Origin of the sequence: Anabaena lutea FACHB-196, from assembly GCF_014698305.1 — a bacterium.
GTDB lineage: Bacteria > Cyanobacteriota > Cyanobacteriia > Cyanobacteriales > Nostocaceae > Anabaena > Anabaena lutea.
Genome location: NZ_JACJST010000005.1, coordinates 81,365 through 97,201 on the forward strand (window position 1 = coordinate 81,365; position 15,837 = coordinate 97,201).

Annotated in this window: 12 protein-coding genes; 10 read left to right on the plus strand and 2 right to left on the minus strand. The window is 33.1% G+C overall.

What is annotated here, in order from left to right; translation table 11 throughout:
- Positions 1 to 221: 221 nt before the first annotated feature.
- Complete coding sequence (locus H6G59_RS07385) at positions 222 to 1,130, minus strand: polysaccharide deacetylase family protein (protein WP_190712924.1); 909 nt, start codon at positions 1,128 to 1,130, stop codon at positions 222 to 224.
- An 842-nt stretch (positions 1,131 to 1,972) separates the two neighbouring features.
- Here H6G59_RS07385 and H6G59_RS07390 point away from each other — a divergent pair.
- From H6G59_RS07390 to H6G59_RS07435, 10 genes are all read left to right on the plus strand, one after another.
- Entirely contained in the window at positions 1,973 to 3,538 is a 1,566-nt protein-coding gene (locus H6G59_RS07390; RefSeq protein ID WP_422602021.1) for an ArnT family glycosyltransferase, read from the plus strand.
- A 117-nt stretch (positions 3,539 to 3,655) separates the two neighbouring features.
- Positions 3,656 to 4,258 (plus strand): Uma2 family endonuclease, encoded by a 603-nt coding sequence (locus H6G59_RS07395; RefSeq protein WP_190712926.1) that lies wholly within the window; start codon positions 3,656 to 3,658, stop codon positions 4,256 to 4,258.
- Between the two features lie 53 nt (positions 4,259 to 4,311).
- Positions 4,312 to 5,805, plus strand: a complete 1,494-nt coding sequence (locus tag H6G59_RS07400) for a glycosyltransferase family protein (RefSeq protein WP_190712928.1) — start codon at positions 4,312 to 4,314, stop codon at positions 5,803 to 5,805.
- A gap of 48 nt (positions 5,806 to 5,853) precedes the next feature.
- The gene (locus H6G59_RS07405; RefSeq protein WP_190712930.1) at positions 5,854 to 7,050 is read left to right on the plus strand and encodes a 1-deoxy-D-xylulose-5-phosphate reductoisomerase; all 1,197 of its coding nucleotides are present in this window, start codon (positions 5,854 to 5,856) and stop codon (positions 7,048 to 7,050) included.
- 241 nt (positions 7,051 to 7,291) lie between these two features.
- Complete coding sequence (locus H6G59_RS07410) at positions 7,292 to 8,125, plus strand: DUF4007 family protein (RefSeq protein ID WP_190712932.1); 834 nt, start codon at positions 7,292 to 7,294, stop codon at positions 8,123 to 8,125.
- Positions 8,109 to 8,543: a hypothetical protein gene (locus H6G59_RS07415; protein ID WP_190712934.1), complete on the plus strand. Its 435-nt coding sequence runs from the start codon at positions 8,109 to 8,111 to the stop codon at positions 8,541 to 8,543. Before H6G59_RS07410 ends, H6G59_RS07415 begins: the two co-directional genes overlap by 17 nt.
- Before the next feature lie 41 nt (positions 8,544 to 8,584).
- Positions 8,585 to 12,601 (plus strand): V-type ATP synthase subunit I domain-containing protein, encoded by a 4,017-nt coding sequence (locus H6G59_RS07420; protein ID WP_190712936.1) that lies wholly within the window; start codon positions 8,585 to 8,587, stop codon positions 12,599 to 12,601.
- The gene (locus H6G59_RS07425) at positions 12,601 to 13,251 is read left to right on the plus strand and encodes a hypothetical protein (protein ID WP_190712938.1); all 651 of its coding nucleotides are present in this window, start codon (positions 12,601 to 12,603) and stop codon (positions 13,249 to 13,251) included. The genes H6G59_RS07420 and H6G59_RS07425 overlap by 1 nt, the downstream gene beginning before the upstream one ends.
- Complete coding sequence (gene brxL, locus H6G59_RS07430) at positions 13,241 to 14,698, plus strand: BREX system Lon protease-like protein BrxL (RefSeq protein WP_190712940.1); 1,458 nt, start codon at positions 13,241 to 13,243, stop codon at positions 14,696 to 14,698. Before H6G59_RS07425 ends, brxL begins: the two co-directional genes overlap by 11 nt.
- A gap of 228 nt (positions 14,699 to 14,926) precedes the next feature.
- On the plus strand, positions 14,927 to 15,124 hold the full coding sequence (locus tag H6G59_RS07435; protein WP_190712942.1) for a hypothetical protein: 198 nt from the start codon (positions 14,927 to 14,929) through the stop codon (positions 15,122 to 15,124).
- Positions 15,125 to 15,162: 38 nt separating this feature from the next.
- Here H6G59_RS07435 and H6G59_RS07440 read toward each other — a convergent pair whose 3' ends face one another.
- Positions 15,163 to 15,660, minus strand: a complete 498-nt coding sequence (locus tag H6G59_RS07440) for an acyl-CoA thioesterase (protein WP_190712944.1) — start codon at positions 15,658 to 15,660, stop codon at positions 15,163 to 15,165.
- Positions 15,661 to 15,837 lie beyond the last annotated feature (177 nt).

Consider the following 15,837-nt stretch of genomic DNA (forward strand, 5'->3'; position numbering starts at 1 on the left):
TCCGTAGGGGCGGGGTTTCCCCGCCCTGAAAACAGGTGATTTACTTACAGCAGATTGCAGATCAATGAGGCTTCACCGTGAGCGTCAGCCGATAGCTTGCGTGGCGTAGTCATACGGTACAGAATCAAAATTGAAACCTAGACACATTCGCCAGTTTTACTCCTGACTCCTGTACGGGCGTATTGCAATACGCCCCTACTGACTCCTGAATTCTGCTGTAATTACTTCTTGTTAGCAACTAACGCCTGATTTTTATCTTGTAGTTCTAAAAGTTCGGGGATAGTAACAAACTTATAACCCTGCTTGCGGAACTTACTGATAATTTCTGGTAAAGCCTTGACAGTGTGAGAGCGATCACCACCACCATCGTGCATTAATACGATACCGCCTGGTTTTGCAGCCCTAAAGATATTATTAATTAATTTAGGTACAGATGGACGAGAGTAGTCTACTGAGTCAGAAGACCACATAATAATTGCATACTTATTATTTCTGGCGTAACCGGCTACTCCATTAGTCATATGGCCGCCGGGTGGACGAAATAAACTGGTTTTCACACCTGTAGTTTTATAAATAATGTCTGTAGTATTAGCAACTTCATAGGCTGCCACTTGCGGGTTCATGTGGTGATACCAATGATGCCAGGTATGATTAGCAATGGTGTGGCCTTCAGCAACTACCCGCTTGGTTAAGTCGGGATAAATCTTGACATTTTGCCCAACAACAAAAAATGTCCCTTTAACTTTATTCTTTTTGAGGATATCCAGTACTTGTGTTGTACTTTTAGGCCAAGGCCCATCATCAAAGGTGAGCGCAATGACTTTTTCTTCTGGAGGAAGTTTTGCTTCCTTAATGGTTGCCCCTTGAAACCTTAGTGGCACATCAGGAGCAACGCCTTTTGCTTGCGCTTCTTGCTGCCAACTGTTAAGCATCATTGTCTTAAATTCTTCAATACGCTCTTGAGTGCCTACATTGGCGGACATCTCATTCACGCTCAAATTTTGGCTGCTTTGAGCTTCAGATGCATTTGGCTTAACCAGGAGCATCAACCCAATTCCCACAGTACCAGTTAAGCAAACCAAGGCAATTAATATTCCCTGAGGCCAAAAAAACGACTTATTTTGTTCCACTATGTAGCTCCTTTAAGGGTTGAACCATCAGTCAGGTTTCTGACGGTAGGTTATAACACATTTTGTCTAGATATTAGATACTTAACGGCTGACTAGTAATCATGAAAATTGCGATACAAACTTACAGAAATTCCGCAATCTAGCATGATAAATTATACGGAGTTGCCTAATACGTTAGTCTTTAGCTAACCTCTTAAGTGATGAATCTCTAACTTTTGTACTTTTGTCAACACAGTAGGATAATGAATCAATGATTATTCCACATAAATAGCCAAAAAGAATAGAGTATCTAACTCCAAATAACGGCACAAACTATCAGTAGCATCACTGTTAATGTGTAGTTTATTTTTTTAGTTCATTCCTTCTTTTTAAAGAAAATATTAAATTTTTAATAGCATATTGTTGTTTTTGGAATTTCATACTGTATGTAGACAACAAATAACTGATTATAGTTTCCCATTATCAAGCCATGATTAGTCGTTAAGCTAGATACTCTTCTCAAAATTTAAACCTGTTTCATATTTCAGGCTCTTATTGAGACTAGACATCTCTAGAAATGAAATATGCTCCCTCCAGAACCCTTGTAGAGAAGTGACCTGGGTAGGGATTCTCGGCTTTACATTCTTTTTCACTCCTATGTCTACTGAGACTTGATGACCAAAATTTCTAACTAGACTCAGATAACGCACTCGATTATCATGATGATATAATTCCCAGATCATGCTCAAAGAGCGATGCCTACAGCGAGCGAAACTATCGCGGCTACCTTCATCAATTAAAATTAGTTCATTCAGCCTTACCATCTAACTGTGTCATAACATGAGTTAGAGCGCCATAAATTTATGCAATATCTTATTTTAAATATGAGGAATAACCGCTGGTTTTTATGTTTTTTATTTACATCTTTATGCCTGTGGTTAATATTTTTAGGAAACTCACCTTTAAGAGATTGGGATGAAGGTACTATAGCCCAAGTTGCCCGTGAAATTTGGCGTAACCCAGTTGATAAAATGGTTTGGCTTTACCCAACTTTAGGAGGTGATCCATATCATAATAAACCACCTTTAATACACTGGTTAATTGCTATTACTTATTCCTTGGGTGGTGTAAATGAATGGACAACACGCTTACCAAGTGCAGTATTAACTGCTTTAGGTGTGCCTTTACTTTATTCCGTAGGAAATTTAGTTTTTAACCAAAGTTTACCAGCATTATTTACTGCTTTGGTTTATATGACTATGTTACCTGTGGTGCGTCATGGCAGACTAGCAATGTTAGATGGTGCAGTTATTACATTTTTCTTATTGTTATTATTTTGTATTTTAAAATCCCGTCAGCAGCGAATTTATGCGTTAGGAATTGGCTTTAGTTTAGGATTAATTACTCTTACCAAGGGCATGATAGTTTTGCTATTAGGAGGAATTGCAGGTTTATTTATATTAGCAAATCGACAGTTTTATTTATTCAAAAGCTTATATTTATGGCTAGGAATATTCTTAGGAAATGCTTTACCAATTGCTTGGTATATTGCCCAATGGCAACATTATGGAGAGAATTTCTTACAAACAAATTTGCAATCACAAACTTTTGCGCGACTTGTAGAATCTGTAGAAGGTCATAGTGGACCTGTTTGGTACTATTTCATAGAAATACTTAAATATGGTTTTCCCTGGTTATTGTTTTTGCCTGGAGGATTATATTTAGCTTGGAGAAAACGTCATACTAGTTGGGGTTCTCTGATTATTATCGGCACAGTAATTTACTTTGGGACTATCTCATTTATGAGTACAAAACTTCCCTGGTATGTGATGCCTATATATCCATTTTTAGCTCTAGCAATTGGTGCTAATTTGAGCGAAATTTGGCAGCAAGGGAAGTTTAATGTCAAATTTATGGGAGGATTCTTTGCTTTTTTGACTGTCGCTGGTTTGGGAGGTTGTATTTATTTTAGTTTTGCTGATCCACAACCAATATTAATTATCATGAGTATTGTTTTAGCAATCAGTATGGGAATTACTGCATGGTTAGTTATTAAGCAAAATCGTAATTTTATCCCAGTTTTATTTACTGGAATGTATTTAGTTTTATTACTTTTAATGAGTTCAAATTCTTGGATATGGGAGTTAAACGAAGCGTTTCCAGTTAAACCAGTTGCTGCATTAATTCGTAAACATATTCCAGCGGGAACAACTATTTATACTTCTTTTGCTTATAGTCGTCCTAGTTTAGATTTTTATAGTGATTGTCAAGTGATTGCTGTTCCTATTTCGGTGTTGCAGGAAATGTTTTCTAAGAAATTTAATTTGTTGGTGGATAATGAGACTTTGGAGAAATTGAATTTAAATCAGAGTCAAGTTATAGGAGAAGTTAACGATTTTAAACTGATTTCAATTGTTGTTCAAGACTAATTAAGGTATACTTTTGAATATCAAAAAATTAAATATTAGCCAATTCATAGTGGATATAGTTAGCAATAACTATTGCTAATATGCTAAATTAATATAGATAGCTTTCTAATCAAAAATATGCAAATCACAGAAAAGCAATATTACACCCCAGAGGAATATCTGGAATTAGAAGCAACTGCTGACTACAAAAGCGAATACATTGAAGGACAAATTATTCCGATGGCTGGTGCATCTATCAATCATAACCGCATCTCTTTAAATCTCAGTTCTGGGCTGAATTTTGCCTTTAGAGATAAAAATTACGAAGTTTTTATGGGTGATATACGTCTATGGATACCCCAAAGACTAATATACACCTATCCAGATGTAATGATTATTGCAGATGAACCAGAATTTTTCAATAATCGCACAGATACAATTACAAATCCCCAGGTAATTATTGAAGTTTTATCTAAATCTACCAAAGGTTACGACAGAGAAGATAAATTTGAAGCTTACAGAACAATTCCCAGTTTTCAAGAATATTTATTAATTGATCAAAACCGCATTCATGTAGAACAATTTTCTAAAACTGGAAAGAAAAGATGGAATTTGTATGAGTATGATGAAGAAGATGAAAAAATATCTCTTGTCACTGTAACTTTTGAGATTTCTTTACAGTATTTATATAATAAAGTGAAGTTTGGAGTTGTGGAATCTGAATCAGAAAATAATAGTTAAAACTTGTCGGCTTATCATATTATATGAATGATATGATCCAATCATAACAACAGATGAATCACCTGTTTAAACTAGATAAACTATTATTAGGTATCCTGATTATATTCGCATTAATACTGCGCGTTGGTATTGCTTTAAAATTCCCCAATATATTTTGGGCGGATGAAATTTTTCAAACCCTAGAACCTGCACACCGACTAGCTTTTGGTAACGGTATCGTCACCTGGGAATTTAGAGACGGTATTCGTTCCTGGGTATTACCAGGAATTTTAGCCGGTATTATGCGTCTAACTTCGTGGCTGGGAGAAGGTTCTACTGGCTACTTAATAGGAATTAATATCTTTTTATCTCTACTTTCCCTGAGTAATATCTTAGTCGCATATTTATGGGGAAAAAAAATAGGAGGAACAATTACAGCCTTTATTTGTGCTGCTATTTGCACTATCTGGTTTGAAATTATCTACTTTTCTGCCAAAGCTTTTACCGAAGTCGTAGCAACACATTTTCTGTTACCAGGAATATATTTAGGGGTTCAAAATAATTTATTTAAACTCAGAAATCGGTTGTTTTTGTCAGGATGTTGGTTGGGAATATCTCTAGCATTAAGAATCCATTTTTTACCTTGTATTGCTTTTATTGTAATTTACATTTGTAGACGAGAGTGGCAACATAAATGGTTGCCTATGATAGCAGGAATTATCGCCCCCCTACTCATCTTCGGAACTGTTGATGCTTTTACTTGGTCTTATCCTTTTCAATCTTTTTGGTTAAATATTTGGGTAAATCTTGTTGAAGGAAGAAGTAAACTTTATGGAGTTTCTCCTTGGTATGAATACTTTATTTTATTGCTTAAAACTTGGTCTTGGTTTTCTATCCCTATAGTTATTCTGGCTTTTTTAGGTTCCCGTCGTATTCCTATTTTGGCATGGTCAGCTTTAATTATTATCTTGTCTCACAGTTTCTTAGCTCATAAAGAATATCGCTTTATTTATCCTGCATTACCAATGGTGATGATATTAGCAGGAATAGGAACAGCAGAATTAGTTTTAAATTTGTCCCACAGATGGCTTTCAACTCGAAAAATAGTAATAGCAATATTACTTTGTTTATTCCTCTGGACTTCCACTTCTGTAGCTCTTATCAGCCGATTTAATATCTATAATCCTTTGAATTTTTCTACTTTTGGTACTAATTTAGAAAACACACATTTGTATGCTACAACTGATAATTTACTAGCCTTACAAAGCTTAAGTACAGAAAATACAGTGTGTGGTCTTGGTCTTTGGGGGGTTAATTGGGCTTTATCAGGAGGGTATACCTATTTTCACCAGGATGTTCCTATATATCAAGTTGAAAAAGCCGCAGATTTTGAAGAGCTAAAAGCAGGTTTTAACTACATTATTGGCAATCGTTCCATACCATCTCAATATCAAAACTATACTTTGCAGAAATGTTGGCAAGAAACTTGTATCTATAAGCGGCCAGGTTCTTGTAGCCAGATTATAGATAGCGATATCAATTCTGTTCTCAAAAAATCGGGAAATTAGTAGCCGAAGCAATTTATATTTAAAATTACCGTTAATTATTAAATAATTGTGAAAGCTATAACTTTACTTGGTTCTACTGGCTCAATTGGTACTCAAACCTTAGATATCGTCTCTGAACACCCAGATAAGTTCCGAATCGTCGGATTAGCTGCTGGGCGGAATGTGGAGTTATTCGCGGCGCAAATTCGCCAGTTTCGCCCCCAAATCGCTGCTATTTCGGCTGCTGAGAAATTACCAGAACTTCGGGAAGCTATTAAAGACGTAAATCCCCAACCCATTTTACTCGCTGGTGAAGCGGGAGTGATAGAAGTTGCTCGTTATGGCGATGCCCAAACGGTGGTTACTGGTATTGTTGGTTGTGCAGGTTTATTACCAACCATTGCGGCTATTGAAGCGGGCAAAGATATTGCTTTAGCAAACAAAGAAACTATCATTGCCGGCGCTCCTGTGGTGTTACCTTTGGTGGAAAAACACGGAGTGAAACTATTACCCGCAGATTCCGAACATTCGGCGATTTTTCAATGTTTGCAAGGTGTTCCTAAAGGTGGTTTAAAAAAGATATTATTGACTGCTTCCGGTGGTGCTTTTCGAGATTGGCCTGTGGAAAAATTACCAGAAGTAAAAGTTGCTGATGCTATTAAACATCCTAACTGGTCAATGGGGCGAAAAATCACTGTAGATTCTGCAACTTTGATGAATAAGGGTTTGGAAGTAATTGAGGCTCATTATTTATTTGGGATGGATTACGACAACATCGAAATTGTCATTCATCCTCAAAGTATTATTCACTCTTTAATAGAGTTACAAGATACTTCAGTTCTAGCTCAACTTGGTTGGCCAGATATGCGGTTACCTTTGCTTTATGCTTTATCTTGGCCGGAGCGAATTTACACGAATTGGGAAAGATTGAATTTAGTAAAATCTGGTGATTTAACTTTCCGTGAACCGGATCATCAAAAATATCCTTGCATGGGTTTAGCTTATGCTGCTGGTAGGGCTGGTGGTTCTATGCCGGCGGTTTTGAATGCGGCTAATGAACAAGCTGTGGCTTTATTTTTAGAAGAGAAAATTCACTATTTGGATATTGCTCGGTGTATTGAATTTGTGTGTGATAGCCATCAAAATCATAACAAACAAAATCCCTCTTTAGATGACATTTTGGCAGCAGATAAATGGGCTAGGCAAGAAGTTTTAACTGCGGCTGAAAAGTTAGCAATTCAACCACAGGTAATTTCTGTGGGTTAATACCAGATCCCCGACTTCTGACATTAGCTGAAAATTTTTTGACAGCAACAAAGAAGAAGTCGGGTATCTCAGACTCCTAAAATATCATAATATACACTATAATAAACTCAGCACCAGCACTTAAACAAAACTGAAAATACTGCCACCGCAGTCAAACCCAAATAGCAGTTTTTATTTGCGAGGGCAACTTTTTTTAAGCAAGATAACTGAAAATCTCATATTACTGAATACTGGATAGACTATGGCTAAAATGCAACTACATTTCAACGGTAACTTCTCCCTCAAAAAAGAAGAAATTAAAAGAATACTAGAAGCAGCTTCAGAAAAAAAAGGATTAAAAGACACCTTAGAAAACCTGATGACAAAAACAGGTTTAGGTAATGCCAAAGTTGGCAAAATTAAAAGTTGGGCAACCAGAGCAGGTTTAGTTAAAGATAATTATTTAAGTCCAGAAGGAAAAATAGTTTTAAAACATGATCTTTATTTACAATCAATAATTACCGATTGGTTAATGCACTTTTATTTAAGCTTTGGTAATGAAGGTTTAAAGCAAATACCAGAAAACCCTGCGGAATGGGGAGGATGGACTTATTTTATTTATACATTTCTGCCAGAAAATCCCACATTTAGCAAAGATGAATTATTTCAAAATTGTATTCCTATATTTGAAGAACCAGCTAAAGTAATTCCTGAAAGATTCAAATATATTTTAAGAGCTTATACCGAACCGCAAGCATTAGCTAATTGTCAAATTATCCAAGAAATTAAAACCGACAAATATCAAACAGGAAAAGCTAAACTTCCTAATTCTCATTTAATTGGTTATTTTATTGCTAAACTTTGGGAGCGAGATTTTAATAAGCAAACTTCTGTTTTAACAGACGATATCATCAATCAAAAAATGGGAATTGTCCCAGTTTTAGGTATTCAACCAGAAACATTACAGCAACATCTAAATAGTATAGAATCCTTGGGAATTATTGAACAAAGACGCACAGTGTCACCCTATCAAATTATCCGTCGTTGGGATGATCCTGTTAACTTATTAGAAAAAGCCTATGTTAACAATAAATAATTTATCCCTTCAAGATGTAAAACCAGCAGATTACCCACATTTATTATTGTGGGATAGTCCTCATGATGCAGAAATTCATCAACTCGCATTTAATAACAATGCTCAAATTATCAGTTATCGTGATAACTTAATTAGTCGTATTAACAGCAAACAAAAATATCTGATTCTCCAGGAAAATATCAGTCAAGAATTAGCAGCGATTAAAGAAATTTGTGATCATGCAAATAAACCCATAGTGATATTAAAAGACTTAGAAATTCTCATTACCTATCTTTACAGTCAACCATCATCCCCCTTGAGTTTATTTTGGCACAAACTAGGAAACATGAGACATTTAGAAAGTATTTTATGGATTTTGCTTCCTACGCAAATACATCCTATTAACTGGAATAAAAAACGAATTACAACCATAGTTTAAAACTGAATCATATACCACATATACCAGGGAGGCTTACCATCATGCAACTTAACCAAATAGTCACAATTAATGAATCAGGAATGGTAGCTAATGCCGTTAATTTTGGTATGATAGCTGATGCTGAAAAAAACTTACTTTTATGTCAAGGATTTGTTTTTAATCATTCTACATTAGATGTATTGGATAAAATTCAAAAAAGCTATCAAAGTCCAAATAGTTCAAACATTCATTTATTTGTGCAAGATTATGGTAAAGGTAAATCTCACTTTGCTGTAGTTGCAGCTAACTATTTTAAACAATTATTAGATGGTTCTGAAATTCAAGGAATATTAAATCAAATTAAAATTGCAGCAGAAAATAATCAAGGAATATTAGAAGATTTAACAGCTTATAAAAGACGGAATCCTAAACATTTAGTAATTTGTATTAGTGGCGATGAAGGAATAGATTTAAGACAGATATTTTTAAAGTCCCTGCGTCAAACATTAGAAAATGAAGGTATTACCGATTCATTAGCACAGCAACTTTGTCAAAAACCCCTGGAATATTTGTACAATTTAACCGAAGAACAAATTAATCAAGTTAATCATTTCTTGGAAACCACAGGAAACCAATTTGGAGATTTTGACAGTCTTATTGATTTATTAGAAAAAGACAATTATCGGGTAATTTCTACAGTTAAAGAAATTAGCAGACAACTAAATAAAGGATTTGCAATTGACTTTGATACAGATTTAAAAATTGAAGAAATCTTAGCAGAATTAATCAATCAATTATGTTCTGGTGAAAATGCGAAATATGCAGGAATTTTAATTTTATTTGATGAACTAAATGCGTATTTACAAGCATGGGCTAAGGATTCATTTAATTCAGGAGGACTTACATTACAAAGCATTACCAATATTTGTGAAAACAATAAAAGTAAACTAGCTTTAGTTTGTTTTACTCAAATTAGACCACTAAAATCAGTTCCCAGTCAATCAGCAGACGATTACAAAAAACTTGCTTCTCGGTTAGAAATTGCTGAAAGCACTTATGAACCAATTTCTAGTTTAGAATTAGTAATTAAAGCTTTATTACCAAAACAAGATAACACTAATTTATGGAATCAATTTTTTCAAATCTGGAACAATACACTCTTAACTGATAGTAGAAAATCTCATGAACACAGAATTAATATTTATCGAGAAAGAGGTTGGAGTTTACAGGAATTTAATAACACTTTAACTATTGGTTGTTTTCCCCTTCATCCGTTGAATAGTTATTTGCTTTGTAACTTAGATTTTACTCAAGGTAGAACAGCAATTCAATATATCAAAGAAGATGTGAAAAATTTTATTAACTCTCAACCTGTTGAAAAGAACGGTAAATTAAACTATCTTGCTCCTATTTCCCTAATTGATGCTTTTAAAGATAACTTTTACCAACCAGAATTTTATCGTCATTATTCAGAATATCAAAAAGCCTATGATACCATAGCTGCATCTGCTACAGTTGAAGAAATTGCAGTTTTAAAAGGACTTTTATTATTTTATGTTAGTCACAATAAGCTTCATAAACCAGCATCAGAAAAACATGATTTTATTCTCAGTGAATTAACAGGTTTATCTGAAAAACAAACAAAAGAAACCTTAGAAAAACTCACCCAAGACAGAAAAGTTATTTACTTCAATTCTGGAGATAATACCTATCGTTTTTATGCTGGTAGTAACTTACTAGAAATTAGTCAAGAAATAGCAGAAGAAGCGAGTAAACAAGCTAATAAAATTTCAGTTAATTTAGCTGTTAACCATTGTCAAAAAGAAGTTATAACTTATTTGCAATTTGATAAAATTGAAGGAACAGCTTTTATTGAAAAAAATCAACTTTTGAATGATGAATGGTTTTTTGAATATAAATTTTATAGTATCACAGACTTTGAACAAGCTTTATCCGATTATAAAACCATAGAAAACTCAGCAGGGAAAGGAATTTTTGCTTATGTTTTAGCGGAGACTATTGAAGAAATACAATATATTCGCACCAAAGTAAATCAGCTAATTTCTCAATCTAAACATAAAGATAGTATTGCTGTTACTATTCCTAATAAACCCGTGAGAGAGATTTGTGTTGATTTATTAAAACTAGACATTATCAGAAGAAAAACCACTGCTGAAAAACAGGAAGCGGGAACAGCTTTACAACAATTAAGTAAAGAATTGCAAGATAAAATCAAAAGGAAAATTAAAGAAGTAATTGCTTCTGCAAATTATTATTGTCTCAATTTAGATGAACTTAATACTATTGAAAAGCAAGATCGAGAAAGTATTGTTAGTCATCTTTTAAGCAATCTCTATTCTTTTGTACCACCCATTGCTAAAAATGATAAGATGGCGTTAAAAAGTTCTACAGGAAATACTATAATCGGTTATCTAGCTAAACGGTTATTAGAAGACGATCTCAATCCTACTAAATTTCCTAACCAATCATATCATACATTAGTTACTCAAGTATTTATTAATAGTTGGGGATTATTTAAAACAGCTTCTCAAAAATATTCTGTGCAAATTCCCACCAATAAAAATGTGATAACAGCATGGAATAAAATAGATGAACTAACAGCATTACGAAATAAACAACAAACATCTATTAATATAGATAAAATTTGGCAAGAATTATCTAAACCTCCCTTTGGGTATAATGAATATACCTTTACAATGCTATTTGTAGGATGGATATCTTATCATCGTGCTGAAGTAACCCTAAAAGGAAACTTTGGTATTCCCAAAACCAAGAAAGATCAAGTATCAATTGAAGAAAGAGCCATCAAAGATTGGGTAACAACTAATGTATTTGATAAACCTAAAGATTTTGTCAATGAATGGATTTTAACATCTGTTAAAAAACCTCAGTTAATTCGTAGTCAACCTGTTATATGTCCAGAAATACCAGAAAAATGTGATTATAACCAAGCGCAAAAATTAATTGAAAAAATTGATCAATTTATTAATTCTGCTGATCCTGATCAAATACAATTGCAAGCAATTCAACCTAAAAGAGAACAAATATTAGCAGGAATCAAAAAAATTGATCATTGGTTTAAACCAATAGAAACAGCAGAAAAGTTATCTGATGATGTCAACCTGGAAGCGTTGATAAATATTTATCCTCATCTGCAAATACAATTAGCAAAACCAAAAACTTTTAATTTAGTAAATAACTCGAAATCATCAGTATTATCTGGTACATCAGATATTGTTTATCCTACTCAACAACAAAAGCAACGTCACACTAATGCTTTAAAAAGAGTTCAAGATAAAATTAATGAAGTTGTTGAAAAATTAAGTGAAAAATCTGAATTTCTGAAAACAGAACAAGAAATGGGTGGTTATCAAGTTGAAGTTCAAACAGCAATTGAAAAAATTGCTCAAGTTTCCTTACCGCAACATTTACTCGATACCTTAAATTACTCTCTTCAAGTTGCTAATAGAAAACTAACTGATATTCAATATCAATCAGAAATTAAAGTATCTTTAGATAAAATTGAAATTCTTTATAAAACTCTGAGTAATAACGCAACTCAACAGGATTACATTGATACTATTAATGAAATTGAAAACTTAACTAATGATGTTGTCAAACAAGAATCACATTATCAGCAAATAATTAATGACATTGAAACTAAATCTCAAAATTTAGTCCAAAAAATCGCACTTTGGGAAGAAAGACTCAGAGGAATAACCAAAAATCAAGCACTAGAATTATCCCAAGAAATTAGTCAACAACAAAACCGTTTTACTCAACCAGAATTGGCACAAAAAGTCCAGGAGATATTAGAAAAATTAAATCATATTATCTTAGAAAATCTTCAACAACAGGAAAATCAACAAGAAACTAATATCAAAAAACAAGATGATACTGATTTAACATTAGAAAATATTAATAATCAAATACAAGCAATTCAATCTGAAAGTATAGAAAACCAAATTATTGCTTTATTTAAACAACTTCCTGTTTCTAGAAGACAAGAACTATATCAAAAATTAGCAGCATTCTTGAATAACCAGGAGGAAAATTAATGAGTAAAATCATTTTAGATTCTACTGGTTCATATCCACCAGAAAATAACCACATTGTCATTTCTACAGAAGTAGAATGGTTAAAACATTTTACCCTGGAACACGATCATTATTGGATTAAAGGTAAAGCACTTTGTAACTGGACTGAAGAATGGTTAAGAGTATGGAATAAATTAGATTTAATTGTTGAGACAAAACAACCACAAGATAATAAACAAGATATCAATATTGATATTTCTACCCCAGAAATTGAAGAAATTACTAATAAATTTACTGAAACTGTAATAGTTAATTGTGTAGGTAAATGTGAAGGTTCAACACCAGGAGAATTAACCATTACAATTCATAATTATTATCCCATAACTTTGAGTAATCTGCATCTAACTATTAATGAGTTACGCAATTTTCAAAATGTAGAACTTCCAGATTTTACTATTCCTCCTCATGATAAAATTATTCATCCAATGATAATTAGTGAATATCCTAAATTACCACCAGACAAAAATAAAATGACTATTAAATTATCTGGTAAACTAACCTTTAGTTTTAATGATGATGATTTAGGAGAATCAAAACTTGACTCGGAATCATATATTACTATTAAACAAATTTACAATAGTGGTTTTCAAGGAGATTTAGATGACTTCTAATTACAATAATGATTTGGTTCAACAATTCTTTCAAATATACAGTATTGATAAAAAACGCTTACCTTCTAGTGGACTAACTAATTTAGGTATTCCTAGTTTTGTTGCAGAGTGGTTACTAGATAAAAAAGTTCCGGGAAATGGAATTTTAAACGATCTAGAATTAGCAATTATTAATGATTTTGTGCAGAGAGCTTTTCCCAGAAAAGATGATCAAGAAGTTATTAAATTTAAACTTACTCAAGGACAAACCCATAAATTAATTGCACTATTACAAGTAAGAATAAAATTAGACTCAAACTCTAAACAAATTCCTGAACCTTTAGCGAATATTCCACTTTTAAATTTTTCAGATTGTGAAATTTCCACAGATATTGTAGAACGTTATCAAAAGTTATTGAGACAAGGGGTATGGGGTAAAATTACTTTGCGTCTGAAAAGCAATATGAATAATAATTTTAGAGTATCAGTTATTGATTTTGATCCTTTCCAATCTTCGGAAGTTGATTTACAACAATACGCTCAATATCGTTCTCAGTTTACCACAGAACAATGGCGAGATTTAATGTTTTGTTCAATGGGTTTTAATCCTGAACATCCAAATTATAATTATCGCTCAAAAACATGGATGTTAACTAGATTAATTCCCTTAGTTGAATCTAATTATCATATTATGGAATTAGCGCCCAAAGGAACAGGAAAAAGTTTTGTTTATGAAAATATCAATAACAAAGTCTCTGTAGTGAGTGGAGGTAAAATAACACCTGCAAAATTATTTATTGATGGTCAAACTAAATCAGTGGGTTTATTAGGACGTTATGATGTAGTGGTTTTAGACGAAATTCAAAGTTTAACTTTTGATAATCCTGATGAAATTATTGGACCTTTAAAAACCTATCTTGCAAATGGACGTTATAACCGTTCTGGGTTTTCTGATATTCCTATTTCTAGTGATTGTTCTTTAGTATTATTAGGTAACATTGAACTAGATGGAGATCAACGTCCTAAACATAGATATAATTTAATGAATAATTTACCTAAATTTTTATGGGAAACCGCATTTTTAGATCGTTTCTCTGGTATTTTACCCGGTTGGGAAATTCCTAAGTTTCAAAGGGATATGATTGCTAATCAAATAGGTTTAAAAATGGACTTTTTTGGAGAAGCATTATTATCTTTAAGAAGAGATAATCGTTTTTATCAATATGCTGAACAACATACTCAATTTGATCATCAAACTATTACAGTTAGAGATGAAAAAGCAATTCTCAAAACAGCATCAGGTTTTTTAAAAATCCTTTATCCCCATTTGCAATTAACTTTACAAGATTATCAACGAGATTGTTTAGAACCTGCTAGAGAAATTCGTCAACAAATTCGCAATATCTTATACAATCTTGATGATGAATATAAGAAATATGGTAAAGAAATTTATGTTGATGTTAAATGATTTTTAAAATTTAAATATCCACAATAAAGTTCATCAAAATCCCAACCTAAAAAATTATTCTTGAGTCGCAGTGAAATAATTTTCATAATTTTCAAAAGGTTTGATTATTGTATTTAACTTAAAATAAAAGTTTAATGAAATTTTCATGAATCAACTCAATTATTTCGACATTTTCGCCTATAATAAATAGCTTAATTTAACAGCATTGATTTTCAAGGATGTAAGATTATGATCATTACTTTAATAGTCGCTTGGATAATATTTGTTATACTTTGGAAATTAGTAAAAACCACTATCAAAACTGCTGTTACTTTTGCAGCGATAGTGGTTTTATTATACTTTGGTTTTGGGATTACACCCCAAGATATTTGGCAGAAACTAGCTGAAATTACTCAAAACATTTCCCAAATCTCTGTACGTAATTAATCCCAGTTCAGGAGCCTTAATTTTGAATTTTTAACTGATTACTTATGTGATGTAGCAATCTTTGCCAATGCATCTTTGAATGTAGGAGGTAGCTGACGCATAATTTTACCTCTTTCACGGTCTAATGCAACTAGCGTCACTTGGGCAGTCAGATATAATTGCTGCTCATCAGTGGAAACTATCTTATAATCCCAATTAATTCGGACACCCGTTACCTCAGCCATACGGGTTTTTACCAACGCCATCATCCCTAATTGAAGTGACCGATGATAGCGTACCGACAATTCTACAACAGGCAAGTCACAGCCTAAAGCTACTAAATCAGCAAATTCAATACCTATGGAGCGCAAACATTCTACTCGCGCTTCTTCCATCCAAGTTAAATAAGTACCATGCCAAACAATGCCTCCATAATCGGTGTGGTGAGGTTGCACTCTCACAGGATATTCAAACCAATTATCAAATTCCGCTTTCGTCACCCTGTCAATGGCGCTGATTGGTGGTAGTTGTGGTTGATTTGGTGTTTCTTCAGACATCTTAAATCTTTGGAGTAGCAACTTTGACAAGCTACCGAATAATTTTTCTGATTAATGGGTAATAGGTTTAATTCCTCCCCATTAGATTTTAGCAGACGCTGAAAAACACTTAACAAATCAGTTAAAAAACAGTCAATTTCCGGTAATGGTGAATAGGTAATAGGTGTTCACGAATCA

Coding starts and splice junctions, on each gene's coding strand:
- brxL (WP_190712940.1), top strand. CDS start 13,241: ATGACTTCTAATTACAATAATGATTTGGTTCAACAATTCTTTCAAATA.
- H6G59_RS07440 (WP_190712944.1), bottom strand. CDS start 15,660: ATGTCTGAAGAAACACCAAATCAACCACAACTACCACCAATCAGCGCC.
- H6G59_RS07410 (WP_190712932.1), top strand. CDS start 7,292: ATGGCTAAAATGCAACTACATTTCAACGGTAACTTCTCCCTCAAAAAA.
- H6G59_RS07390 (WP_422602021.1), top strand. CDS start 1,973: ATGCAATATCTTATTTTAAATATGAGGAATAACCGCTGGTTTTTATGT.
- H6G59_RS07395 (WP_190712926.1), top strand. CDS start 3,656: ATGCAAATCACAGAAAAGCAATATTACACCCCAGAGGAATATCTGGAA.
- H6G59_RS07435 (WP_190712942.1), top strand. CDS start 14,927: ATGATCATTACTTTAATAGTCGCTTGGATAATATTTGTTATACTTTGG.
- H6G59_RS07415 (WP_190712934.1), top strand. CDS start 8,109: ATGTTAACAATAAATAATTTATCCCTTCAAGATGTAAAACCAGCAGAT.
- H6G59_RS07400 (WP_190712928.1), top strand. CDS start 4,312: ATGAATCACCTGTTTAAACTAGATAAACTATTATTAGGTATCCTGATT.
- H6G59_RS07420 (WP_190712936.1), top strand. CDS start 8,585: ATGCAACTTAACCAAATAGTCACAATTAATGAATCAGGAATGGTAGCT.
- H6G59_RS07425 (WP_190712938.1), top strand. CDS start 12,601: ATGAGTAAAATCATTTTAGATTCTACTGGTTCATATCCACCAGAAAAT.